A 25,019-nucleotide genomic window follows, 5' to 3' on the forward strand; every position below is an offset into this window, starting at 1 on the left:
TAAATCCCCTCCCCATCGCTCGTGGGTAAAACGGTGACTGTTAGATAGGCAGTTCTTCTGGCTTTGGGTCATTGCTTGCCAAACCTTCCCAAGAATTGATTCTCAGTGGTATAACTTGGCTCACTCTCCATCACAGTGGCGGGACCGCGTCGGCATCATACCGACTTCCCTATTAAGCCCCGTAGGGCACCTATCTCCATATATGTACTTGTTAATTCTGCTGAAAACACCTCCTTGATTATGCTTTGCCGAACAAAAAAATGCCTCCCACATAAGCAGGAGACAGACATAAGTACTATCTTTTATATCCATAACAATCCCAGCACGCTGCGCCGGGAAGAAATAGGTTACAATGTTAGATACTTAATCGCCTCCCCATCGCTCGTGGGTGTAACGGTGATTGTCAAATAGGCAGTTCTCCTGGCTCTAGTTCATTGCTCTGCCAGCCTTCCCAGGATCTTACCCCAGTGGCACCTATGGCTTTGCTCCCTATTACAGTGGCGGGACCGCGTCGGCATTGCACCGAACTTCCCTATTAAGCCCCGTAGGGCACCTATTTCATTATTATTTAATTGTTTGTAAAAGCATAATATTCTGTAATTCTTAATCATGATATCATCTTCTTCGACAACATGTCAAAGGATTTTCAAATCAAATACAAAGAAAAAAACTTGAAGCTAATATTCTATCTCAGCTTCGTTGATAACCTTTACTCCAGAATTTTCTTTTAGCTTTTCCATTAAGGAAAATAGTGCCAAATCCTTTTCTTTTGCTTCTATCATAACATCAAAATCACGGCTGCACTTCTTCGCTATGTTTAAAAATCTCAAAAATTCATCCACAGCAATATGATCCGCATGTGCTCTTTTATTTGCGCTTTCTCTTGCGCTGGAAAAATGAATTTTAGGTATCTGACTTCCCCAAGTTGCAAATATTTCTGGCAGAATATCTTCAAGATGTATTCCTTCATTGCAGCAATGATCATGATGTACATCTAATACCATAGGTGCTTTTATCTCCTGGCAAAGAGTGAGTACATCCTTGGCAGTATAAGATTTATCATCATTTTCAATAATAATCCGTTCCCGAATAGTATCAGGAAGCTGCTGAAATATTACTTTAAAACGTTCGATTGACTGCACTTTGTCTTTATATAATCCCCCTACATGCAGCACTAATTTAGATTCGGCTCCCAATTCCATAGCCTCAAAAAGATTCACATGATACCGCAAATCTGCAAGGGCCGCTTCTACTACATGTTCAAGTGGACTATTCAAAATCGTAAAATGATCGGGATGAGCGCTAACCCGTAATCCATGCCTTTTTACAATATCACCAATGGCAAGCAATTCTGAGCGAAAATCCTCACAATAATCCCACCCAAAGGCAACGGGATGAGTCGCTAGAGGGATTAGCTGCGAAGTAATCCGAAATACTTGAATGTGATGAGCTGCATTATAACGCATCACACGCAGCTGCGTAGCTAAATTTTCTTCTGCCAAGCGTCTGAGTTTACTAAGCTGATCCTTTTTGTCCTTAATTTTAGTTAAATTAAGGACAGTAGTTGTTTTATTGGGAGATCCTTGAGAAATGCCTAAAGCTATGGCTACATACCCCAAGCGGATGCGCATAAACTAACCCCTTTCACACCAAAAATCATCAATTTTAGTCTGTCCAAAAGTACCTAACTTTACAATTCCTATTCCTAATAGTATGCCTCAATCCTAAAATTTTAAGATATTTCTGCAACGATATTATATTTTTAGCATAATTTAACATGATTTACTACGAATAAGATTGACTATTTCCTATTTATGTTATTATAATAGTTATAGTACAATTTAATACAAAACATTTTGTCGCAATGCTGCGACAGCAAAGTACATGCTTATTAAAGCTGGCTCAACTGCCAGCTTTTTTTATATATAAATGTCTTTTTCTAAACTTAATATGTAACTTTTTATTTTTTTAAAAAAGGAGGCGCTCTCATTATGACAATCAGAATAAAAATTTTAAGTGGATTTATGGTGGTCATCGCTTTAGTATTTATTATGAGTGCATTTACTTATTTTCAAGTGGGTGAATTAAATTCAACTTCAAAAGAAATCATGAGAGATAGTCTCTATCAGCTTGAGCTGGTTGAGGAACTTGCCATAGACGTATCAAATGAGGCTGTGGCTATGCGTCGTTTTAATTTCACAGGTGATTTGGCTGACGTAGCTACCTTTGATAACTATCGCAAATATGGCGATGATAAGATCAACAAACTCCAAGCTGCATTGTCCTTTCAAAATTCCCAGGCGGTCTTAGAAACGTTAAAGAAAGAAAAGCTGGCCTTTGATACCATTGCAGCAAAATCCATTGAAGCAAAACGTGCCAACAATATTGAACAGGTTGGTATTTACATGCAGCAGGCAGGCAAACCGTCTGAGAATTCCATAGCAGCAACCAAAGAGCTTATATTATTAGTAAAAGGATATGTAAGAGAGCAAGAAGAACATAGTACGCAAAAAGCTAGTGAAGTACAACTGCTGCTAGTTCTCGTTAGCCTTTTCGTTGCAGCGATTGCCATTGGCATTAGCATCTATATCAGCCGGGGAATCTCCATACCTGCAAAACTGGTTGCACAGGCTGCCTCAGAAATTACACTCGGCAACCTTGCAGTAGATGATATTAAAACACGATCTTCCGACGAACTGGGCCAGCTGGCGGCTTCCTTTAATCAAATGAAAAGTAATCTGCGTCTTGTAATTGAAAAAGTTGCCCATGCAGCTGATCAAGTCATGACCTCTTCCCAGCAGCTCACAGCAAGTGCCTCTCATTCCACGCAAGCTGCTGGCCAAATAGCGGCTTCCATTTCCGATATGGCCCAGGGCGCTGAAATGCAGCTAACAACTTTTACTGAAACAACGGTTGCCGTACAACAAATGTCTGTCGGCATTCAACAAATTGCCAACAATGCTACGATTGTAGCGGGGAAATCCTCTCAAGCCTCTGAGACCGCGATCAAAGGCGGCGAATCAATAGAAAAGGCCATTAACCAAATGGCGCAAATCGAAAAAACAGTAAATACCTCAGCCCAAGTTATCACAAAATTGGGAGAACAATCTAAAGAAATTGGACAAATCGTCAGTACCATATCCGGTATTGCAGGACAGACAAACCTACTAGCGTTAAATGCTGCTATAGAGGCGGCCAGGGCCGGTGAACAAGGCAGAGGATTTGCTGTAGTTGCCGAAGAAGTAAGAAAACTAGCTGAACAGTCGCAAGAAGCCGCGAAGAAAATAGCTCAACTGATTGGAGAAATTCAAGGTGATACTACAGAAGCTGTGATTGCCATGACCAAGGGCACTACTGAAGTAAAAATAGGAGCCGAGGTTGTAGATGTGGCAGGAAAGTCATTCCAGGAAATTGCTCAACTCATACTTGAAGTATCAACACAGATCAAAGATATTTCATCAGCCATACAGCAGATCGCCGATGGCAGCCAAGTCATCGTACTATCGGTAAAAGAAATTGATGCTTTAAGTAAAAAGACTTCTGAAGAAACACAAACGGTCTCAGCAGCCACCCAGGAACAATCAGCATCCATGGAAGAAATCGCTTCCTCCAGCCAGATTTTGGGCGAAATGGCGCAGAACCTGCAGGAAGTCGTAAATAAATTCCGTTTTTAACAGGTTTTTTCATTGACAGATACCTGTATTATCTGTTACAATACGTTAAAATGCATATTCATTATCGATGAACAGGAAGAGTACACAATACACAAAGGGTTACAGCGAGCCAATGACAGTGGAAGTTTGGCACTACTCGGTATGTGGAATGGGCCTGGGAGATACAGTCTGATCCGTATGTACGGGGTAGGCGCTGTCGGGATTCTTCCGCCGTTATCAGGAAGCAGGTATCGGATTGAATTTTATCCTGTATCTTGTAAAGCTGAGCTTTTTTCAAAAGCTAATCAGGGTGGCACCGCGAGTTAACTCCTCGTCCCTATATATGCACATGCATGTATAGAGACGAGGTTTTTTATTTTAAAATGAAGGAGCACGATTACGATGGAATTAGAAAAAAATGAATCAGAATTAACCATCCATGATAAAAATAAAGGCGGTCGCTATCGCTGGGTTACGATTACAACCTTACTTTTGGCTATTGGTGCCATTTTGCATTTAGTCAGTCCAAATATTGGCGGCGTAACTCCCAACTGGACCATTGCCATGTATTGTATTGCTATTAATTTAACCAAACCTACCCTTAAACAATCGTTCGGTATCGGTCTGGTTGCTGCAGCCATTAATATCCCAACTTCGAAGTCTGCTTTTCCTTATGGTAACCTATTGAGTGAGCCCGTCGGTGCTATTATATGTACATTGCTCGTCTGCCACACTTTTAATATGACATTAGGCAAGCTCAACATTAAGCCTGCCGTAACAGGATTTATCAGCACCATAGCTAGCGGTATGACCTTCATCACCATACTCAAAGTCGTACTTTCCCTACCTTTGTCTGTATATCTATACGCTATGATACCTGTCGTATTTACAGTAGCTGCTGCCAATGCCGCCATCACGCAAATCCTGTATTTCCCCGCAAAAAAATTATTTGACTTGAAAGGTGATCAATAATGCCAGCCATTGCCCTGCAAAAATTCAGCTACGCCTACAATCATCCCAAAAAGGTCCTTGACAACATAACGATTTCCATTGAAAAAGGATCCTTTTCTGTTATATTAGGTCCAAGCGGGGCAGGAAAAACAACACTTTGTCTAGCAGTAGCAGGAGCCGTTCCCCACTACTTTGGCGGCAGTTCTGCTGGAAAAGTCTACGTCACTGGAATTCATACACAAGAATCGTCTATGCAGCAATTGGCACTTACAGTCGGTACTGTTTTACAAGACTATGAAACTCAATTAGTGACCATGACTGTAGAAGAAGAAGTTGCTTTCAGTCTTGAAAACTTAGGGATTGCTCCCGAAGAAATTACGCAAAGAGTCGAAGAGGTACTCGCCAAAGTTGGTTTGACAGGTTATGAAAAACAAGCCGTTACTGATTTATCCGGAGGGCAGAAACAACGTCTGGTCCTTGCCAGCGTTCTGGCAACCAATCCAAAAATACTCGTTCTGGACGAACCAACTTCCGCTCTGGACCCTGAAGGAACTCACTCATTATATAAGCTCCTCAGTGACTTAAATCAAGAGCATGGTATCACAATACTGGTAGTCGAACATGATATTGCCACCGTTCTTCCCTATGCAGATCAATTTATTCTGTTAGAAAACGGTCAATTGATTTTGAATGATACTCCTGAAAATGTACTCAGCTTCATGGCAAAAAAACAAATTTTTGCAGAAGCGATACCGCCCCTATGGCAGTTAAAGCTTATGATAGAAGAGCTTGCGACAAGGCAATTCCCTCCCTGGCATACAGAGGAAGAAGCCATCACACAGTTGGGCAAAGCGCTAGAGGAGGAGGCTCGGAAAAATGCTTGAACTAAAAAATGTTTACTTCTCCTATAAAGCACAATCTCACGACATTCATGATGTTTCTTTAAGGGTAAATCCAGGAGAATTCTTGGCCATCGTTGGACGCAACGGCAGCGGCAAAACCACTCTGACCCGTCTGATGATGACATTAAAAAAACCATCGAAAGGTGAGCTTTTCTTTCAAGGAAATAGTTTAGCAACCGCAACTCCCGCTAGAATGGCACATCACATTGGTTATGTTTTTCAAAATCCTGACCGTCAGATCTTTCATGATACAGTAGCAGAAGAAGTAGCCTACGGTCCCAAGCAAATAGGCTGTAGTCCAGAACAAATCCAGACTTTCGTTACCCAGGCGCTAGAAGTCACTGGACTCTCTCATTTAGCTGCTGCGTATCCTCTCTCCCTATCCAAAGGACAAAAGCAACGCCTTACCATTGCCTCTGCTTTGGCTATGCAGCCTAAAATACTGATCCTGGATGAACCTACGAGCGGTCAGGATGCTAGGGAACGTGAGCAATTATTGCAATTGTTATTAAAACTGCATCAACAAGGTACTACTATCTTGTTAGTCACTCATGATATGGAATTCTTGTCTTCCTGTGCCCAAAGGGCTGTCGTTATGAAAAAAGGGCAAAAAGTATTCGATGGTACTGTAGCTGAATTGTTCCATGACACGAACCAACTAACAGACTGGGGACTAATCGAACCCGCTGCTCTAAAAATTTCCCGCCAGCTTGCTTCTTTCCAAATATCACAGACGAATTCTATCACACAGCTAGGCAATCAAATTGCAACTCTTTTAAGGAGGAATGATGACCATGCAGAAAATAGCCCCCATCACTAAATTAGCATTGACAATCTTTGTCACCATATGGTCCATTGTATTACAATCTCTTCCTGCCTTAACAGCACTGATTGTTTGCCAATTAATTCTTCTGGCTATTGCAAAAGTTGGCTCAAGTGTTTATAAGGGGATTGCCAGCTTATTTGTCTTTGCTGCCATTTTAGCTGGTATGCAGTACGCCATCAATAATGATATACTGCTTGCCGCCATTACTGCCAGCAAGATGATTGCTATGACTCTCGTCTTCTTCATTTTATTGGCGACCACAAGAATGCAGGACTTGTCAGCAGCTTTGGTTTTGCAATGCCATATTCCTTATGAATATGCATTTATGCTAACCGCAGCACTGCGGTTCATTCCCGATTTTTTAGCAGAGAGCAAAGCAATCCAAGAAGCCCAAGCTTGCCGGGGTTATTCCCCCCAAGGCAATGTACTGCAGCGTTTCTTCTCCTATATGGCGGTTATCAAACCTCTTGTTCTTAAGGCCGTTACCAAATCAGAGACAATGGCACTCAGCTTAGAATTGCGCGGTTTTGGCAGCCGAAAAACACGAAGTTTTAAGAACAATGTCACCCTCGCCCTGCAAGACTACGCAATGCTGCTTTCGATGATCCTATTCACCTCTTACCTTGTGATACAAATCTACTAAAAAGCAGTACTGCTATAAAATAAAACCTGTTGAAACGCGAAGATGCGAAGATATACGAAGAACACGAAGGTAGTAGGTGTATTACTTATCCTTCATAGTCTTCAAATCTTCGCATCTTCGCGTTTCACGTTTTTTACATCAATGACTTATTTCCTCTAAGATAGTCTTTAATCGAGCTCTTTGTTCTTCTCGATCCAGGGGCATTCCATACTGATAGCAGTCAAATACATCTGCGTCTTTGACGATTTCTTCAATAGGGCTCCCTACTTCTTTTTTGCTGCTATGTTTTTTTGCAGCTGTTGCTAGTAATTCAACCTCATCTGGGGTAAAACAGCCGCTCTCTTCAAGAAATAGTTTGAGAGGTTCATACCCTGCCATAGCATGATCCCGCTGCTTTCCTGTGATGATACGACCATAATCATGTACTGAACAGGCTATGGCACTCAATTCAGGATCAGCGCCGCGCTTCAATGCAAGAATTCGTCCCACTGCTGCGCAGCTTGCCAAATGTATTCTCTCCCAGCTTAACGTTATATCTCTTTGTATATCTGCACTTTCAAATTCCGCAATTTTATCCAGAATTTTTTCTTGAATCTCAAATACTCGATTCATAAAAAGAACCTCCAAATCTACTTCACTTTTCTATTTGCCAAAGAAAAATCCACTAACTAGAATTATAAAAACTACTGCTGATATACCAACGTACAACCAATCTTTTTCCTTCAGAAATACTAATGCGGAAATTCCCACACGCATAATGGGCGTGCAAATCAATAAAACTAAGCCTGCTAAGATAATTCCGAAAGGTTTCATATCAAAAGCGCCTGCAAAAATATCTCTAAGCCGTGTCGGATAAGAGTCTCCCGGATAGCCACCTTCCCCACTGCTTAAAAAGAGGACTAGACCTATCAAAATAACCGCACCACTTAACAGCACGCCAAAACGCAAAGACTTACTAACAAAAATTTCAACTTCATTAGGCTCTTTAGAAGGCCCCTGCGTATCTTTATTCATCATTTCACTCACAATTTAACCCCCAATCCCTGTGCCATCATTTGTATGGCTACATACATGAGAACCGGAATAAATAGTTTACGAATGGTTTTACTTTTCAAACGCTGCATAATCTTTGCTCCAATGGTAGCTCCTATCAATACGCCAATTGCCACTGGTGCCGATATAATGGGACTTATATCGCCCCTATACAAATAAATTCCCGCACTGGCAGCTCCGGTAACACCCATCATGAAATTGCTTGTTGCACTGGAGACTTTTAAAGGAAGCTTCATAAAAACATCCATTGCCATTACTTTAAAGCTCCCGCTTCCGATACCCAGCAGTCCAGATATAATGCCAGCTCCATACATCACGCCGAAACCGCTATAAACATTATCCACATTATAGGAAACATTTTTCTTTAGCGCTTTATCATAATACTCCCCTTGCAGCTTTAACGTCTTTGCTACATTATGTAGAGGCACTTCTTCAGGCAATTCTTCTTTGCTTTTCTTAAGCATAGCCAGAGCAGAATACAACAATAACAGACCAAAAATGATATACAAAAGATTTGGCGAAATTAAGCCTGCAACTAAAGCTCCTGTAATAGCACCTACTGTTGTCGCTATTTCTAAAAACATGCCCACTCGAATGTTTGTTATTCCATCCTTGATGTATGCAACTGCTGCACCGCTGGAGGTAGCAATAACAGAGATAAGACTTGCTCCAATGGCATGTTGAATATCCACTCCAAATAATAATGTCAAAGCAGGTGTCACAATAATCCCGCCGCCAAGACCTAAGATAGAGCCAAGTGCACCTGCCGAAATAGAAACAAGCAGTATCTTAATAGCTACAATCGTCACATTTCTCACCCCAATAATTAAAATACCTAGAATAGCCACTACTCTAGATTTCTCCATGTAATTCTACTCATTATATTAAGTAGAATTAAAATAAAGTTTCTTTTAACCTCTAACACAAGTATAATATAATACATACATTCGATCAATATTTATATGTTTTTTTTTACGTTGTAATAAAAAAATTAGTGTTTGAAAGGAAGATGCACTATGCAATTCAAGAACCTAGATGAAGTGGATAGAAAAATCCTTAAATTTTTATCAGAAAATGGACGTCTGAGCAACGCAGAACTCGGTCGTCTTTTGAATTTAACGCGTGCGGCTGTCAGAGAACGTATTAACCAATTAATCGATCATGGAATTATTGATCGTTTTACCATTGTAGTCAACCCTCTTAAAGCTGGAAAGATGGTCTCCATGTACTTTAACATCAATGTCGAATGGTCTAAGATCGACTCCATCGCCGAAAAACTCTTTGCTGACCAGGAAATAACAAATGTATATCAGATGAGTGGTCACCCCCACTTACATGTACATGCCCTCTTTGATAACCAAGAACAAGGAAATCACTATATGCGCAAGCTGCAATCCATTGATGGAATTCAAAGCGTAGATTCTGAATTTTTAATCACCCGTTATAAAGAACGAGGTGCTTTACTCCTCTAAATCTCGACATTCATCTGGTAGCAAGTATACCCTTTAGACGATGAAAAATACAAAAAATCACAGGTGTATAACATTTTTTTTCGCAAACACTATATCATAATAACCTCATTAAAGGAGGATACTATGATGAATCATAAAAACAAGCGTCATCGCACAATTTCGCGTTTTCAGAAAAAATTCAAGAATATAGCGGCAGCCGCTGTAGCTGGCGCCGCTATATTGTCTGGAGCTATGCTGCCAGGACTTGCAGCACCTGTTGCACATGCTTCAGCAGATCCATCCAATGCAGATCCGCCAGCTGTTACCGAACAAGCTAAAGATACTAATACTTCCAAGCATATGGAGAAATCAACTCCAAATCAAGGTGATCAGCAAAAATCTAAAGACAGCAAGTCCAAAGACACATCCTCCAAAACACCCAGTAAGTATGAAGACGTCTTGCATATCACTGCCACTGCTTATGCGCCAGGAGCTCATGACAATGATCAATGGGGTGATAAAACCTATTTGGGCACACAGATACGTCCTGGTGTAGTTGCCGTTGACCCGGATGTAATTCCACTAGGATCGCGCCTCTACATTCAGTATCCTGATGGACATGGTGAATACGCCGTAGCAGAGGATACTGGTGGAGCGATTAAGGGCAATCGTATCGATATTGCCAAAACATCCGTAGACAAAGCCCAGGATTTTGGCATGAAAGACGTAAAAGTATTTGTTGTCGAAAAAGGCGATGCATAAATTTGACACCCCTATCCTCCAATATTTGAAGAATAGGGGTGCTTTATCTAAATAGCAATACCGTCTTTTGGTAAAATCAGTCTCGCACCTGTTGAAGACAATACTTCTTCTACAGTAGTACCTTCACCAATTTCCAGCAGATGCAGGCCATCTGACTGAACTGCAATGACTGCCATGTCGGTTACGATTAAATCGACTTCTCCCTTTGCTGTTAAAGGCATTGTACATTCCTTGACAATTTTGGGCGAGCCATCTTTATTTACATGTTCCATGGCAATTATTACTTTTTTTGCACCTGTAACTAAATCCATGGCTCCCCCCATACCAGTAACCTTTTTGCCTGGTACCATCCAATTTGCTAAGTTTCCTTTTTCATCTACTTCCAATGCACCAAGTACGGTTACATCCACATGCCCCCCACGTATAATCGCAAAGGACATGGCACTGTCAAAGCAACTGCCATTGGGTAAGATACTAACGGATTTTCCCCCGGCATTGACCAAATCTTTATCTTCTTTTCCACACTCTGGTTCTGCGCCAATACCTAGAAAACCATTCTCTGAGTGAAGAATAATAGCAATTCCCTGAGGCAGATAATTGGCAACTAAAGTAGGCAAACCAATACCTAAGTTGACCACTTCACCATTCTTAAGTTCTTGAGCAACTCGCTGAGCCACCCGAATACGCTTATCCATTCCTGCCATACTCGATGTCCCCTTTGACTATAAAATCCACAAAAATACCGGGTGTTATCACCTGATCAGGGTCGATGGCTCCTACAGGAACAATTTCTTCGACTTCTGCAATCACAATCTTGGCCGCTGTCGCCATAATGGGATTAAAATTTCTGGCACAACGGCGGTAGACTAAATTCCCGCTGGTATCAGCCTGATGTGCTTTAATGAATGCCACATCAGCGGACAAGGCAAGTTCCATAAGATACGTCTTATCATGAATAACCACTTCCTGCTTTCCTTGAGCAGCTATCGTTCCCACACCTGTAGGGGTTAATACTCCCCCTAAACCTGCTCCAGCCGCACGGATTTGCTCTGCCAGCGTTCCCTGGGGTACTAGAACAACTTCAACTTCGCCTGAGTCCATACACTGACCATATGCCGGATGTCCTCCTACATAAGAAGTATAAACTTTGGCAACTTGTTTATGATCTTGCAATTTTCCAATCCCTTTACCTGCAAACCCTGTATCATTGGAAATAATCGTTAAATTCTTAACACCTTTTTCAACTAAAGCCTGTATCAAATTCTCTGGCGCACCTACATTGAGAAAACCGCCAATCATAATTGACATCCCTTCTGAAATACTTTCTACCGCCTCTTTCGCTGTGCAGATTTTTACCATACTTTCCCCCACTTCATTATTGTCATATCCTATGGACTTCTTATTGCCCACAGTATATCATCTAATTACAATCATTAAAAATCATTGGTTTATATCATTTTGATCACTTTTAAATATAGAATAAAAGAGGAACAATACGAAAAAGGTATTACAGATTTTCAATTTTACAAAAACTGGTGTACAACCGGGTTATGGATACCAGGCTAAACAATTTAAGATTTAAAGCTTATTTCATTTATCTTTCTGGTCTAATAAAATTCCTGAATTACTTTTTTTCTATATTCGTCAACTTCTTGAGTTAAATTATAGTTATTATTTTTCACGAGTACTGTATACTCTACCATAATCTTAGAAAAGCTGCCGCTGCCGCTGCCACTCCATGTAGAGTGTGAATATATTTCTTTAGCTTCGGGCGACATTTGCTTATCCTCATATTGAAATAAAGGTGTATTATTCGTTCCATATAGGGCAAAAACAAGGTAATTTTTAAGTAGTTTCTTTACATCAGCTGCTTTAGGAGAATTGTGATACTCTTGTATAAACTTTTCCTGACTTATGCCGCGTTTAATAATTTCTTCCCAGCCAATCATAAGTGCGGCATCTTTGACAGGAGTGATATCCGATTCAATAGCCATGATGTCGATATAAGCAGCAATATCTGGCGTTACATTCGAGTGATACTGCTTATATAGGGAATAATCAAGAACAGGAAAATAGAAACCTTCTGCTGTCTCCACTTTAAAGCCATTGCTTTTCGTCTTCAGCAATAATTCTTTTGTTTCCCGATCTTGTATTCCCTGTAAAGAACTGTCTGTAAGATCTCCTTTAAACTCTTTTACCAGTTTTTGTTGTATTGCATCAGCCTCGTAAGTGTCTTTCATTTTAATCAATGCAGCTTGTTGCTTATTTTCAAGGGCATTGAGCATAATTGATGCACTTTGCGGTGTAACAGCAGCTATCTTTTTATTAACAAATTCGAATACGTCTTTTACTTCACTATTATCTTTTTGCAGCAATGCATTAAATTCATCCATAATAATCTTATCTTCTTTGACACGACTTTCCTCTATTGTTTGATTACTGACTCCCTTTTGCTTTTCAGAGCCAGTACAGCCGCTTAAGACCGCCAACAGCACCAGCATGATCATACTAAAAACGATTTTTATATGAAAAGAGTTTTTCAATCGTTATCACCTTTGCCTTTCAACTTATTAACATAAATTTTATCGTTTGCCTACCAAAAAAGCAACTGACATATATATTCAATTTTTATAAGACAACACCAGCACAGGTCGCCCCCTCCATTTCACAATTCATTTATTTTATAGTGAGCTTACTTTTTAGTAAGCACCCTACCAAAAAGTGCGTTCTTGTCATTTGTGTTGAATTACTATAGACTAAACCAAATAAATACTGGTCGCCTGGCTTCAAGTACAAAGGCGATACAAGAAGGAGGAACTAATGAAAGTCATCGCTATTAATGGAAGTCCAAACAGCAAGGGTAATACATATCATTCATTAGAACAAGTAGGGGAAGCATTACTAGCTGAGGGAATTGAGTTTGAAATCATCCATATTGGCAATAAAATCATCAGAGGCTGCTTAGCCTGTGGAGGCTGTGCTAAGAACCTGAATGAACGCTGTGTCATTCCAAATGATGAAGTCAATGAATCTATCCAGAAAATCAAAGAAGCCGATGGTATTTTGCTGGGATCTCCTGTACATTTTTCAGGCATTGCCGGCACTATGAAATCCTTTTTAGATCGTGTATTTTATGTAACAAGTGTAAATGGAGGATTACTCCGCCACAAAGTCGGAGCAACCCTTGCGGCAGTCCGCCGTTCCGGCGGTGTAGCAACTTTCGATGCTCTAAACCATTATATTAACTATGCTGAAATGATTATGCCAGCCTCTAACTACTGGAATGTAATCCATGGTACAGCACCCGCAGAAGTCAAAGATGATCATGAAGGTCAGCAAATTCTTAGAGTTCTAGGCAAAAATATGGCTTGGCTTATGAAAACACTAGCTGCTGGGAAAACGCAAATACCACCTCTTCCTCAAGAAGAAAAGGTATTTACAAATTTCATACGATAAAGCTGGCTATATGCAGATGAAGTTTCACTTCATCTGCATCCTTTGTCATTATCAAGAAAAGCCCTTTAAAAAGGGTATAGAAAATGCGTGGAAAAATAATCGAACCGCAGAGACGCAGAGAACACAGAGAAAAGATAGGGTTAAAAATCTCCTCAGCGTCCTCTGCGTCTCTGCGGTTAAATCGTTCTATTTGCTCTGTTCGTCATTATCAAAAAAGTCCCTTAAAAAAAGCATCGGATGTCTTTTCTGACACTCCTGTGATTTATTTCATGGCCGTTGCGAGCGGAGCGCGGCAATGACAATAGCGTCAAGTGGACATTTGGTGTTGAGCCATAAAAAATAAGCAGAAAAACATATACATGTTTTTCTGCTTATTTTTATGTTCAAACAGAGCAATTTGCTCTGTGAATCATTTATGTAAATTATAGTGTTTTCTCACCGGGCTGCCAATCGATTGGGCATAATCCGCCAGTTTGGAAAGCTTTTAATACCCGCAATATTTCATCCACACTGCGTCCTACATTTAAATCGCTAACGATTTGATAACGAATTATACCTTCTGGATCAATGATAAACAAACCTCGCAGAGACACACCTTGTTCTTCAATTAAAACATCATAATCTCTGGATACTTGTTTTGTAATATCAGATGCAAGTGGATAGCTAAGTTCACCTAATCCGCCTTCTTCTCTTGAAGCTCTAATCCAAGCACGATGTGAATATACACTGTCAGTACTAACACCAAGGATTTCTGCATTAATCTTCTTGAATTCATCTAACTTAGAATTAAATCCTTTGATTTCTGTTGGGCAAACGAATGTAAAATCTAAGGGATAAAAGAAAAGAACCAGCCATTTTCCTTGATAATCTTCAAGCTTTACAACATGCTCCAATGTTTCTATATTCTCTGTAGTAGACATAGTGAAATGCGGGGCTTTTTGACCAACTTTAGCTGACATGTAACCACTCCTTCTATCGATAATAATTATTGTTATTAAATAAATTCTATATTTTGTCAATAGCTTTTGTAATCTTTTTCTTTTAATTAACTTTATTTGATAAAGGATTTTTCATAATCAGTAATTTAAATATAATGAAATTGAATTCTATAGATGATAATATGAATAATTTTATATCCTTTATTTAAAAGCTATTAAGATTACATTATTTTTTCTTGCCGAAATCAGTCGTGGCGTATCCTCTAGTTGGGAAAGCACAATTTTCTGGAGCAATATTGCTATCTTCTGTCCGAGCAAATCCCTTACCTGCCGTACTGCAATCTTTTATATTATTATCTTCTTGTACAGGTTCGTCCTGCTTGCCAAAATCAGTATTACCATAGCCTCTAGGTGGTAATCCGCAGCTCTCTGAAGCGATATTACTATCTTCCGTCCGAGCAAACCCCTTACCTGCTGTGCTGCAATCTAGTTTACTATCATCCTCTTTCAGAGCTTCATTCTTTTTGCCAAAATCAGTATTACCATAACCTCTAGGTGGTAATCCACAACTCTCTGAAGCAATATTACTATCTTCCGTTCGAGCAAATCCCTTACCTGCGGTACTGCAATCTGGCATATTACCCTCATTTTTTTTGGTTGTCATTGAATATACTCCTCCTTTTTTTTAGTAACTTATTTCGAAAGGCAACATTAATATATTTAATTAGATCTATGTTTTCCTTTCTCTATTAAAACTATTCAACATTATTTTGTTTATTCCTTCTTAATTTTAAAATTTTATTAATTTTTTTTTGTCTTTAATAATAATTATCCATAAAGTTAGACAATGAGGATTTAATACAAAACAGACCGCCGGTAAAGAATTCCTCACCAGCAGTCTATGCTTTATTGCTCCTTATGCTTCTTTATCAAAATGGATCATCAAATCAATAATTTCTGGACAATTACCAATTCGTATCGGAGGGCCCCATGTACCAAAACCGCAAGAGACAATTACCTGATAACGATCTTTTTTCAAATAACCCCAGTCAATTTCAAACATGCGCTTGGTTATATACTGATTAGGGAAAAACTGTCCATGATGGGTATGCCCGGATAACTGCAGATCAACACCATTAAGCTGTCCTTCAGTCAATTTGAAGGGTTGATGATCAAGTAAAATAATAGGCAGATTTGTATCAATACCTTGCATTACCGCAGACAGATCCAGCCGCTGCTGTCCCCTTACCTTAACTGATGTAGGATCATCCCGTCCAACGATATAAAACTGATTATTCACCAACTGGTATTCATCACGCAGTACGCAGACACCAGACTGTTTTAATTGCTCTATTGCAATCTGGCTGTCACTTCCGAGATATTCATGATTTCCAAGCACTGCAAATACACCATATTGGGAATTCAATTTTTTTAAGCCTTCTGACATTTTCATCTTGATGAAACGCTGTACATCTTCATCAATGGTATCTCCTACCAGAAATACAATATCAGGATTTAGTTCGTTAATTGTATTGACCATTTTTTCAAGACGAGTATTGTCAACAATCGTACCAAGATGCACATCTGACACCATAACTGCATGAATACTTGATAAATTACTCACATCCTTTGGAATCACCACATCATAACGCTGAACACGAGGATTACAAGCATTCCATCTCCCGTAAATCAAAAGCAATCCAACTAACATCAGCATAATCAAACCTAACGATGGCCCTTGGATGATCGGCCTATGAAACAATACATCACTTAGAAAATTTCCAAAGTCGATTATAATCCAGAATAGAAAAAAGTAATACGCTGCCGCAAGCCAGTAATCCCCAATAATAATAATGATATCATTCGCAAAGCCCGGAAATTTTCTTCTCCCGATTCTTCCCACCAATTTAGAAATTGCTAAAAAAGCATATCCGCTCCAATAAAACACCGTATAAGGTTCTATTATGCTGCGGAAAGATTGAAAAAAGCGTAAACCAATATAATAATTACCTGCAGCATAAACCAATAACAATACACCCAATATCAGAATATAAGAATTCATCTATGACTCCTATTCCTTTCTGTCCATCGAAATAAGTTTACAAATAGAAGCACGCAATTGACTGGCAAATTTAATAGGATTTAGAATTCTTAGGATAACAACTTTTTAGTTTTTTTATTCAAATTTAGCAAATCGAGATTTCTTTGCTTCATTCAATCCCATTAACTCATCCAAACTATATCTGCCTGGTCCAATAAAGAATGCTGCAAAGAAACTTCCTCCATTTTCAAAGGATTGAGAAGCCTTCATTAATCCTTTGTCACTCAACATCTGAGTAGAAAAAGCAACAAGCATATTGCTCGCTAACAATAAAGACATGGGACGATATAAAAATCCAATGGCAAAAAACAATCCTCCAAAGAATTCTGCAAATGCAGACATAAAGCCCCAAAAAGCTGGAGCAAATGCAATGCCAAATACCTCCATCGATTTCCCCAGAGCAGCCCATTTTTCAACTCCGCCAGCAATCTTAGGATATCCATGCCACATAAACATACCACCTAGTACCAAACGAAATACTAACAATCCAAGATCAATATAAGAAACGCTCCATTGATTAAGCCAAATCAAAAGTTTTTTCATATCCATTATCCCCTCTTTTCTATGTATTCTAATCTAAATCATTAACTATAAAGACTATATTTCTTTTTATTTTACATTATAATGCAAAATCCTGCTGGAGGTCTATCCCTAACGATTATTTCTCACCATAAGGACACGCTGCTTTTATAGACATTATTTTACTAGGTCTATGGAAAATCTAAACAAATCACAATTATGTCTTGACTATGAACTAGATAAAGACTTATAATATCTATATATTAACTAGATATTTTAAAGAGGTGTCTATAACATGAACAACATTCCAGAATTATTTTGGCATGCAACGCAAAATGAAATCAAACAAGGGTATTTGTACAATGAAGATGCCGATGAATTTACATGCCTCATCTGCGGCGAAAATATCCAAAATGGCATCATCTATCCTGAGAATAATATTCTATATGAAGCAAAAAAATATATTGAAATTCATATTGCCAAATACCATCATTCATCTTTTCACTTTTTGCTTAATCTAGATAAAAAATTAACCGGATTGACTGATCATCAAAAGCTAATTCTTGAGCTTTTCTATGAGGGAAATAGTGATAATGATGTAGCAAAAGTATTGGAGACAGGCAGTACATCAACCATCCGCAATCATCGTTTTTCCTTACGGGAAAAGCAGAAACAAGCCAAAATCTTTTTAGCAATTATGGAGCTGCTAGGAGAACAAACACCAAAGAAACAAAGTTTTATTGACATTCCGCGTAATGCAAAGCAAGTGGATGAGCGCTTTGCAATTACAGAGCAGGAGAACGAAAGTATTTTAAACAGTTATTTTAAACAAGGGCTTAACGGTCCTTTAGATTCCTTTCCTCTCAAAGAAAAAAAACGAGTAGCTATCCTGCGGCATATTCTTAAGAAATTTACTGCCAATCAGCGTTATACTGAAAAAGAAGTAAACGCCATACTAAAACCTTTATATGAAGATTATGTGCTTTTGCGCCGTCTTCTTATCGATTATGGATTTATGGCACGAACTCAGGATGGCAGTTCCTACTGGCTTACATTGTAATTAAACAACCAAAGACTTAATTGGAGCTGGAGTATTTCCACCTGATAAGTTAATTCAATGTTTAGGATATCCGCTTTTTAATTTTTGAACCGCGAAGCTGGGAAGATTACGAAGAACGGAATGTAACTATATTACTTTTCGTGCGCTACGTAGTTCTTCGCGCCTTCGCGGTTTATCTTTTTTACACAATACTTTCTTTCTGCTCTCATAAATAAGATTAGATTTATATTTCTGCTAAAATGGTAAATACTATATAATAAAGACATGCATTAGATCAATCAAATAAGGAGTGATACTATGGCTTATTGGCTTGCAAAAACAGAACCGGAAAGTTTCAGTTATGGTGATCTTGAGAAGTTGGGGCAGGACCGCTGGAATGGTGTAAAAAACTTTGCAGCATTAAAGCATATGAAGCAAATGAAATTAGGCGACCTTGTCTTTATTTATCATACTGGAAAAGAAAAAGCAATTATCGGAGTGGCTGAAGTCATCTCAACTTTTTATCCTGATCCAAATGAGACTGATGAACGGTTCATCGTAGTCGATGTTAAACCACGTTATCCCTTAAACAGGCCAGTAACATTAAAAAAAATTAAAAGTAATGCTCTCTTTCAAGAATGGGAACTCGTGCGTCAATCACGTCTTTCCGTTATGCCTGTAAGTGAAGAACACTGGAACTACATACTAGAGCTAAGCAAGCTGCACTATGAGGAAAAAAACATTTTGAAACGCGAAGAGGCGAAGGTTATGAAGAATAAGGAATAAATTCCATCGTGTTCTTTGTACATCTTCGTGTCTTCGCGTTTCATCATTTTTTCCATACTTACCAAAAGCATAAAGCAAAAGCTAACGGAATAAATCCGCTAGCCTTAAAAAGAGCCCGTAATGATCTACGCTACAGCCAATACCGATCATTACATACCTATACGCAATCTTTCGACTACCCACAAGCATTACACAACCGATACTGACCTTTGCTCGACTGCCACAGATACCTACCGAACCGGTCGCAATCTCCCGACAACGGCCGACCCTTATCATTTCAGAACCCATGGCAGTCTTAGCTCGACCGCTATACATCCCTTTCGACCACACGACAACAGTTGGGCTGCCGTACAGCCTTACAAGACATATAACGATCTGCCCGCCGACTACTGCCGAACCTCTCGACCCGACAATACTCTTTGGCCGACCAATACCGAACCGATTAAGATCCGATACCAGTCTTGGCTCAACCATTACGAACCCTTTACACTACATATTATGAGCGCAATGAAAAAAACTAATACCTGGAAGTTTCTGGTGATTTTAAAATGGTAATTTATCAGTTAAAGAGCATACTATGAAATAAATCCACAATGATAATATACAGTATTACAAAGTATTGATTTGGGGAGACTATAGCATCATTATCTTTGAAGAGGTGTAAACATGAACCAGCAAAGCTTCCCACCACAACATCAGGATCAGCAGCCGGGAATTGAATCACAAATGAATCCCCGCCCCATTTCCATTAGTGATAACTACCGATCCAGCAGTAAGCTGGAAAATAAAGTAGCTTTAATCAGCGGCGGAGACAGCGGCATCGGTCGCGCTGTAGCATTAGCCTTTGCCAAAGAGGGCGCCAATGTGGTTATCTCCTATCTTAATGAGCATGCTGACGCAGGCGAGACAAAAAACTTGGTGGAGGAAACAGGAAAACGCTGTTTAATAATTGCCGGCGACATTGGCAATGAAACCTTCTGCCAGCAAGTCGTCGCAGAAACAGTAAAAGAATTTGGCCAATTAGACATACTCGTCAATAATGCAGCTGAACAGCATGTACAGACAAGCCTTCAGAATATTTCCGCCTTACAGCTGGAAAGAACCTTTCGGACCAATATTTTTTCTTATTTCTACCTTAGTAAAGCTGCACTGCCACATTTAAAATATGGCAGTGCCATTATTAATACTGCTTCGGTCACTGCCTATGAAGGAAATGAACAATTAATTGACTACTCTGCAACAAAAGGTGCTATTGTTTCTTTTACCCGTTCCTTATCTCAATCTTTAATAGGACAAGGCATCCGTGTCAATGGCGTAGCCCCTGGTCCCATTTGGACACCTTTGATACCTGCTTCCTTTAACGATCAGCATGTAGCACAGTTCGGGCAAAATACCCCAATGAAACGTGCAGGTCAGCCAGCGGAAGTAGCCCCTTGCTATGTATTTCTCGCTTCCGCTGACTCAAGCTATATGTCAGGACAAATCCTTCACGTCAATGGCGGTACCATTGTAAATGGCTAATCCGCTAACCATACCTACAACTTGCTACATTTTACTCACAAAATTGTAAGAATAACGATAGCGCATCTTTTTTAACCGCAGAGGCGCAGAGAACACTGTTTCCCTCAGCGCACTCTGCGCCTCTGCGGTTACACCATTCTTTCCTCTCTTTTCCACTAGAAACTATACTTAAAAACGATCTTCGTGGTTCGCACATTTCCCCAATTATAATACTAATTGCCTTATTCCATCCCTATGTCATAGCCAAGTGACATCTAAGGGGTTGCGATCTACCAGTCTTTGGTACTTATATTGTGGATAGCCAACCATCACGGTGCCGGTTATTTCTTTTCCTTCTGGTATATTCAGCAATTCCAGTAAAGGTTTATAACCTGAAAACGCACATATTTCAAACAGTCCAGCCCAGCAAGATCCGAGGCCCAAGGTCGTTGCATACAATTCCAGGTATGTTAAAGCGAAAACAGTATTCTCACGCCCGCGGGAAAAATCTTTATTGGCAGTTGCCAAAATGATGTGGGGAGCCCCTCGAAAGATTGTGTCTTTCTTATCTTCTCTATATGCTTTCACATGAAGAAGAAAACTCCAGTGTACAGAAATTTGGCTCTCCATCCATTCAATTACTACTTCTATTAACTTCTCAATTAACTCTTTATTCTCTATAATTATATAAGATACACCCTGCCCATTGCTGGCAGTCGGCGCAAAACGAGCGATTTCAATTAACTGTAATAATTGCTCGCGGGGCACAGATCTTTCTTTGTATTTACGAATGGATCGTCGGGATCTAAGAAATAATTGAGCCTTTTGTGCAGGCAACGCTGGAAATTCCGCTAACGCAATCTGCTTATTGAGAGGTGCTTTCTTATTATCTAGCGCTTGATGTGGACATACAGCTACACAATGTCCGCAGGCAATACAGACCTCAGGAGCAATTGCTTCCGGACCATTTTCACTCATAGCTAACACCCGCGTAGGACATACGTCAGTACAAATTCCACATCGGGTACAGCGTTCTTGGTTAACTTCAATTAACCCCATCGGACTTGCCTCCTGCAAAACGGACCCCCATATCAAATGCCTTACTGCAATCTATGGGAAATACTTCTTCCTTTCGTTTCGCTTTTTCCACTGGATTAAATGAAGTTACCACATACTTGGAATAATCACTAAATTGGTAGGTATCCGTAACTAACAATGATTCTGAGCTCCCAAAGGTTCTGGCTAATGCCATTTGGGTATTGCCAAAATGCTGTTCGTATCCCATATCCTTCAGCCGTTTTTCATCCACATTCATTGTATAAATGAAACCTGTCGGTATCTTCTTGGGAAAAAGGCTGGAGTAATTCAGATCATAGACTAGAAAAGGAAAAACGAATCGCTCTAGAAAGGATCTCATCTCACCAGTAGCTGCTCCTAGATAGACAGGTGAACCAAGAATAATTGCATCGGCTTCGGCTGCTTTTTCTAAAACCGGCGTCAACTCATCTTGATAAGCACACTTTCCATAACTTTTACCGCCTTTTAATTTACAGGCGAAACAGCTTATACAGCCTTTAAAGTTTAGGTCATACAGATGGATAAGCTCTGTGTCTGCACCTTGAGATGCAGCCCCCTCCAGAGCATGCTTTAGCAGGATTTCTGTATTCCATCCCTTTCTTGGACTTCCATTCAACGCCAATACTTTCATAAAACTACCTCCATTTTGTATTCTATTACCTATACTTCTCCATTTCATTGTATCTTATTTCCTTAAAAAAGATAGTATGCACTTTTAAGTCAGATACTACCCAAAAGGATACCTCGAAACAAATCCTGCTAGTAGGTAACGTTCTTTAAGAACATAGAAAAAGCAATGACCGCGAAAAGATGAAGATGATTCCAACCTTCTCTTCGTGGTTCATTGTTTTTTTAATGTTATAGTAATCCTGCTTTTTTCAATGCCTGTTTTAAATCGTTAATAATATCATCAGCCTCTTCCAGGCCGACGCTAAAGCGAAGATGTCCATTCTTAAATTCTTCTGGATAGAAATGATTTCTTTCATCTGTCGGCCCTGTATAAACAATAAGGCTTTCGTCATGACCAATGGATACAGCCGGAACAATCAAGTTAAGGGAGTTCACAAATTTATTATGAATATTTACATCACCTTTAAGGCCAAATGATATCACGCCGGAAAACATCGTCATTTGTTTTTTTGCAATTTCATGCTGAGGATGGCTTGCAAGACCAGGATAAGCAACAAATGCGATTGCGGGATGTTCCTCCAGAAAATGGGCAATTTTTAAGGCACTTTCACTATGCTGTTTCATACGTAATGGCAATGTTACAACACCACGCATAATCAGCCATGCATTAAAAGGGCTGATCGCTCCTCCCAAATTCACCATAGCTTGGCGTTTTATTTTATCAATCAGTTCCTTTCCTCCAATGACGGCTCCACCCATAGCATCACCGTGACCATTGATATACTTGGTTAAACTATGTATAACAAGATCAGCTCCCAATTCAAGAGGACGCTGCAAGAAAGGAGAGGCAAAAGTGCTATCTACCGTAAGTAAAGCACCGACAGCTTTAGCGATCTTTGCGATTTCAGCAATATCGCTGACTCTTGTCGTAGGATTGCCAGGGGTTTCAATATGAATAATCTTTGTATTTGGGCGTACTGCTTTTTTGATTTCATCCAAATTCGCAGTATCGAGCAGCGTCACTTCCACTCCATATTTATCTGGAAAATACTCATGCAAAAGTCGATACACAGCTACATAGGAAACATTCGAACAAATAATATGTGCATTTTGATCTAAGAATGTAAAAAAGACTCCTGCTAGTGCCGCAACACCAGTTCCCAGTACTACGCAATCTTCTCCGCCTTCCAAAGCAGCTAATTTTTCCTGCAAATAAATCTGATTTGCAGAAGTATTTCTCGTATAAACAAGCTGATTGGGGTCACTCCAATTCAAAGTGGATGCATCTTCTGGAAGTCTGTAACTGTTTGCCATGGTAATAGGACGTCTGATACTTCCCGTTTCCTTATCAATACCATTTCCTGTGTGAACACATTTTGTCCGAAAAGCAATTTTTTCCTGATCCATTTTTTAGCACCTTCCTTTATATTTTTTGTTTCTAGTAAAAGGACTTGCAACTTCCGACGCAAAAAAAGACCTCACCAATTCTTTTTCAAAAAGTGGCGAAGCCTTTGGTTTTCCAATCAGCTTATTTAACTTATTATTTCTGTTATCGTACATCAATTCATATTTTGTGTCAACTGCCAACTTCACTATGCACCAGATATCATTCATAATAGAAAGACTTGCTGTAGACCGATTAGTCATCGATGATACTCCGTTGATTGAGGTTCTTTACGCTTACATTGGGAGCATGATACCTACGAAAATAGCGAGTATGAGTAAGCTTGCTAAAGATTATGCAGAAAAAGCGCCAGCCTAGAGCAGCATGCAGCAGCAAATATGCTAGAAAAACAGAACTTAGAACATAAATATATTGTATGATTCCATCCCAATTGATCGGCAGCCAAGAAAAAGGCAGGGTAACAAAATGGTTCAGTATATAGGTTGAAATCGGTATTGTACCTATAAAATAGAATATAATTCCGATAATTGGACTTACCTCTACAGCTTCATAAGGGCAATAATTCATGCAAGCCATGCAACTGTCGCAGGAGTAAGTCCAGTAAGGACGCTTTCTTTTTGCTCCAACCATTAAAATTGCCTGTTTAGGGCAAAGGTCAGCACATTGCTGGCAGCCTATACACTTGTCTGAGGCAAAGAACAATTTACTAAGTATTAACTGTCCCAGAATCAAATACATTACAGAAATAGGAGCTAGCCATAACCCTAACGCTAAAGGAACAATCCCATGAAAAGATTTTTGTCCATTTAAAATCACTTTAGCAAAATGCTTCACTTTTGGCTCTGCTGCTGAAATAATAAACTCTTTATTTTCTTTGTTTAATCCCCAATGGACTGCAGTCCAGTTGCTAGGCATATCTACACCGATAACGCCTTTTACCCTATACCCTTTCAAAAATAATAGACAAGCCGTTAGATAACCAGCTGTTCCTTCCATTCCCGGAAGTGAAATTCCTTTGATCCTAGTGCCAGCTCGCGAAGGAAGAACCACAGCAGCCGTCCCCTTGCCCCTAGGAAGATATAAAATCTGTTTTAATAATAACCAAGGGGCTGTAAATCCATGAGTAGGAAATGTAAATACACACAGCGTTCTACGATTAGGTTCAATAGAAAGTTTTGTCACTTTAATTTGCTGCACTTGCGTTTCTATACCGAGTGCAGCTGCTTCCTCTACAAACCATGCAGCTACCTGATATGAATTTCCGGTACCTGTCATAAAAAATACAACTATTTTATCAAACACGCACTTCACCTCGTGTAATGATTTT

27 protein-coding genes, 2 riboswitches and 1 other annotated feature are annotated in these 25,019 nt (G+C 39.6%); of the genes, 11 read left to right on the plus strand and 16 right to left on the minus strand.

What is annotated here, in order from left to right; all coding sequences use genetic code 11:
• Positions 1-30: 30 nt before the first annotated feature.
• Positions 31-209, minus strand: a riboswitch (cobalamin riboswitch).
• 184 nt (positions 210-393) lie between these two features.
• Positions 394-572: riboswitch (cobalamin riboswitch) on the minus strand.
• 105 nt (positions 573-677) lie between these two features.
• Positions 678-1,631 (minus strand): UV DNA damage repair endonuclease UvsE, encoded by a 954-nt coding sequence (uvsE, locus tag FR7_RS17975; protein ID WP_007951406.1) that lies wholly within the window; start codon positions 1,629-1,631, stop codon positions 678-680.
• Between the two features lie 360 nt (positions 1,632-1,991).
• Here uvsE and FR7_RS17980 point away from each other — a divergent pair, with 360 nt between their 5' ends.
• The 5 genes from FR7_RS17980 (at position 1,992) to FR7_RS18000 (ending at position 6,975) form a co-directional block, all read left to right on the plus strand.
• A complete protein-coding gene (locus tag FR7_RS17980; RefSeq protein WP_007937258.1) occupies positions 1,992-3,674 on the plus strand; it encodes a methyl-accepting chemotaxis protein in 1,683 nt (560 codons plus the stop codon).
• Positions 3,675-3,732: 58 nt separating this feature from the next.
• Positions 3,733-3,995 (plus strand) — a binding site (T-box leader).
• 60 nt (positions 3,996-4,055) lie between these two features.
• The gene (locus tag FR7_RS17985; RefSeq protein ID WP_007937259.1) at positions 4,056-4,625 is read left to right on the plus strand and encodes a tryptophan transporter; all 570 of its coding nucleotides are present in this window, start codon (positions 4,056-4,058) and stop codon (positions 4,623-4,625) included.
• Positions 4,625-5,488: an energy-coupling factor ABC transporter ATP-binding protein gene (locus FR7_RS17990; RefSeq protein ID WP_007937260.1), complete on the plus strand. Its 864-nt coding sequence runs from the start codon at positions 4,625-4,627 to the stop codon at positions 5,486-5,488. Before FR7_RS17985 ends, FR7_RS17990 begins: the two co-directional genes overlap by 1 nt.
• On the plus strand, positions 5,481-6,326 hold the full coding sequence (locus FR7_RS17995) for an energy-coupling factor ABC transporter ATP-binding protein (protein WP_007937261.1): 846 nt from the start codon (positions 5,481-5,483) through the stop codon (positions 6,324-6,326). The genes FR7_RS17990 and FR7_RS17995 overlap by 8 nt, the downstream gene beginning before the upstream one ends.
• On the plus strand, positions 6,301-6,975 hold the full coding sequence (locus FR7_RS18000; protein WP_007937265.1) for an energy-coupling factor transporter transmembrane component T family protein: 675 nt from the start codon (positions 6,301-6,303) through the stop codon (positions 6,973-6,975). Before FR7_RS17995 ends, FR7_RS18000 begins: the two co-directional genes overlap by 26 nt.
• Before the next feature lie 138 nt (positions 6,976-7,113).
• On the opposite strand, the gene FR7_RS18005 is transcribed toward FR7_RS18000, so the two are convergent.
• Genes FR7_RS18005 through FR7_RS18015 form a run of 3 tightly spaced genes read right to left on the minus strand, consistent with a single transcriptional unit; the run spans position 7,114 to position 8,894 of the window.
• A complete protein-coding gene (locus FR7_RS18005; RefSeq protein WP_007937266.1) occupies positions 7,114-7,587 on the minus strand; it encodes an HD domain-containing protein in 474 nt (157 codons plus the stop codon).
• A 30-nt stretch (positions 7,588-7,617) separates the two neighbouring features.
• Positions 7,618-7,992, minus strand: a complete 375-nt coding sequence (locus FR7_RS18010) for a DUF1634 domain-containing protein (protein WP_237714911.1) — start codon at positions 7,990-7,992, stop codon at positions 7,618-7,620.
• 5 nt (positions 7,993-7,997) lie between these two features.
• Positions 7,998-8,894, minus strand: a complete 897-nt coding sequence (locus FR7_RS18015; RefSeq protein WP_007937268.1) for a sulfite exporter TauE/SafE family protein — start codon at positions 8,892-8,894, stop codon at positions 7,998-8,000.
• A gap of 150 nt (positions 8,895-9,044) precedes the next feature.
• Between FR7_RS18015 and FR7_RS18020 the strand changes: the two genes are divergently transcribed.
• Together FR7_RS18020 and FR7_RS18025 are read left to right on the plus strand one after the other, a co-directional pair.
• Positions 9,045-9,500: an Lrp/AsnC family transcriptional regulator gene (locus FR7_RS18020; protein WP_007937273.1), complete on the plus strand. Its 456-nt coding sequence runs from the start codon at positions 9,045-9,047 to the stop codon at positions 9,498-9,500.
• Positions 9,501-9,623: 123 nt separating this feature from the next.
• Positions 9,624-10,241 (plus strand): 3D domain-containing protein, encoded by a 618-nt coding sequence (locus FR7_RS18025; RefSeq protein WP_420191797.1) that lies wholly within the window; start codon positions 9,624-9,626, stop codon positions 10,239-10,241.
• Between the two features lie 47 nt (positions 10,242-10,288).
• Here the strand turns inward: FR7_RS18025 and FR7_RS18030 are convergent, their stop codons facing one another.
• The 3 genes from FR7_RS18030 to FR7_RS18040 form a co-directional block, all read right to left on the minus strand.
• Positions 10,289-10,945 (minus strand): 3-oxoacid CoA-transferase subunit B, encoded by a 657-nt coding sequence (locus FR7_RS18030; RefSeq protein ID WP_007937277.1) that lies wholly within the window; start codon positions 10,943-10,945, stop codon positions 10,289-10,291.
• On the minus strand, positions 10,929-11,600 hold the full coding sequence (locus FR7_RS18035) for a CoA transferase subunit A (protein ID WP_007937278.1): 672 nt from the start codon (positions 11,598-11,600) through the stop codon (positions 10,929-10,931). The genes FR7_RS18030 and FR7_RS18035 overlap by 17 nt, the downstream gene beginning before the upstream one ends.
• A gap of 248 nt (positions 11,601-11,848) precedes the next feature.
• Positions 11,849-12,784 carry a hypothetical protein gene (locus FR7_RS18040; RefSeq protein ID WP_007937280.1) on the minus strand — a complete coding sequence of 312 codons (936 nt, stop codon included), beginning with the start codon at positions 12,782-12,784 and terminating at the stop codon, positions 11,849-11,851.
• 277 nt (positions 12,785-13,061) lie between these two features.
• Here FR7_RS18040 and FR7_RS18045 point away from each other — a divergent pair, with 277 nt between their 5' ends.
• Positions 13,062-13,697, plus strand: coding sequence for a flavodoxin family protein (locus tag FR7_RS18045; protein WP_007937282.1), 636 nt, complete (start codon positions 13,062-13,064; stop codon positions 13,695-13,697).
• A 422-nt stretch (positions 13,698-14,119) separates the two neighbouring features.
• On the opposite strand, the gene FR7_RS18050 is transcribed toward FR7_RS18045, so the two are convergent.
• The 4 genes from FR7_RS18050 to FR7_RS18065 form a co-directional block, all read right to left on the minus strand.
• The gene (locus FR7_RS18050; RefSeq protein WP_007937292.1) at positions 14,120-14,656 is read right to left on the minus strand and encodes a peroxiredoxin; all 537 of its coding nucleotides are present in this window, start codon (positions 14,654-14,656) and stop codon (positions 14,120-14,122) included.
• Positions 14,657-14,861: 205 nt separating this feature from the next.
• Positions 14,862-15,299 (minus strand): hypothetical protein, encoded by a 438-nt coding sequence (locus tag FR7_RS18055; RefSeq protein ID WP_007937293.1) that lies wholly within the window; start codon positions 15,297-15,299, stop codon positions 14,862-14,864.
• 252 nt (positions 15,300-15,551) lie between these two features.
• A complete protein-coding gene (locus FR7_RS18060) occupies positions 15,552-16,697 on the minus strand; it encodes a metallophosphoesterase (RefSeq protein ID WP_007937294.1) in 1,146 nt (381 codons plus the stop codon).
• Between the two features lie 114 nt (positions 16,698-16,811).
• Positions 16,812-17,279 carry a DoxX family protein gene (locus FR7_RS18065; RefSeq protein WP_237714901.1) on the minus strand — a complete coding sequence of 156 codons (468 nt, stop codon included), beginning with the start codon at positions 17,277-17,279 and terminating at the stop codon, positions 16,812-16,814.
• A 271-nt stretch (positions 17,280-17,550) separates the two neighbouring features.
• On the opposite strand from FR7_RS18065, the gene FR7_RS18070 reads away from it, so the two are divergent.
• Together FR7_RS18070 and FR7_RS18075 are read left to right on the plus strand one after the other, a co-directional pair.
• Positions 17,551-18,315, plus strand: a complete 765-nt coding sequence (locus FR7_RS18070) for a DUF2087 domain-containing protein (protein ID WP_007937296.1) — start codon at positions 17,551-17,553, stop codon at positions 18,313-18,315.
• A gap of 297 nt (positions 18,316-18,612) precedes the next feature.
• The gene (locus FR7_RS18075; RefSeq protein WP_007937297.1) at positions 18,613-19,080 is read left to right on the plus strand and encodes an EVE domain-containing protein; all 468 of its coding nucleotides are present in this window, start codon (positions 18,613-18,615) and stop codon (positions 19,078-19,080) included.
• Positions 19,081-19,161: 81 nt separating this feature from the next.
• Here the strand turns inward: FR7_RS18075 and FR7_RS18080 are convergent, their stop codons facing one another.
• Positions 19,162-19,554, minus strand: a complete 393-nt coding sequence (locus tag FR7_RS18080; protein ID WP_007937304.1) for a hypothetical protein — start codon at positions 19,552-19,554, stop codon at positions 19,162-19,164.
• A gap of 192 nt (positions 19,555-19,746) precedes the next feature.
• Between FR7_RS18080 and FR7_RS18085 the strand changes: the two genes are divergently transcribed.
• Entirely contained in the window at positions 19,747-20,601 is an 855-nt protein-coding gene (locus FR7_RS18085; RefSeq protein WP_007937306.1) for an SDR family oxidoreductase, read from the plus strand.
• Between the two features lie 237 nt (positions 20,602-20,838).
• Here the strand turns inward: FR7_RS18085 and FR7_RS18090 are convergent, their stop codons facing one another.
• The 4 genes from FR7_RS18090 to FR7_RS18110 form a co-directional block, all read right to left on the minus strand.
• Entirely contained in the window at positions 20,839-21,639 is an 801-nt protein-coding gene (locus FR7_RS18090) for a nitroreductase family protein (RefSeq protein WP_007937308.1), read from the minus strand.
• A complete protein-coding gene (locus tag FR7_RS18095; protein WP_007937310.1) occupies positions 21,626-22,288 on the minus strand; it encodes a flavodoxin family protein in 663 nt (220 codons plus the stop codon). The genes FR7_RS18090 and FR7_RS18095 overlap by 14 nt, the downstream gene beginning before the upstream one ends.
• A gap of 227 nt (positions 22,289-22,515) precedes the next feature.
• On the minus strand, positions 22,516-23,694 hold the full coding sequence (locus FR7_RS18100) for a trans-sulfuration enzyme family protein (RefSeq protein ID WP_007937312.1): 1,179 nt from the start codon (positions 23,692-23,694) through the stop codon (positions 22,516-22,518).
• A gap of 232 nt (positions 23,695-23,926) precedes the next feature.
• Positions 23,927-24,994, minus strand: a complete 1,068-nt coding sequence (locus FR7_RS18110; protein ID WP_007937316.1) for an EFR1 family ferrodoxin — start codon at positions 24,992-24,994, stop codon at positions 23,927-23,929.
• Between the last annotated feature and the right edge of the window lie 25 nt (positions 24,995-25,019).

It is taken from the genome of Pelosinus fermentans DSM 17108, assembly GCF_000271485.2.
Taxonomy (GTDB): domain Bacteria; phylum Bacillota; class Negativicutes; order DSM-13327; family DSM-13327; genus Pelosinus; species Pelosinus fermentans.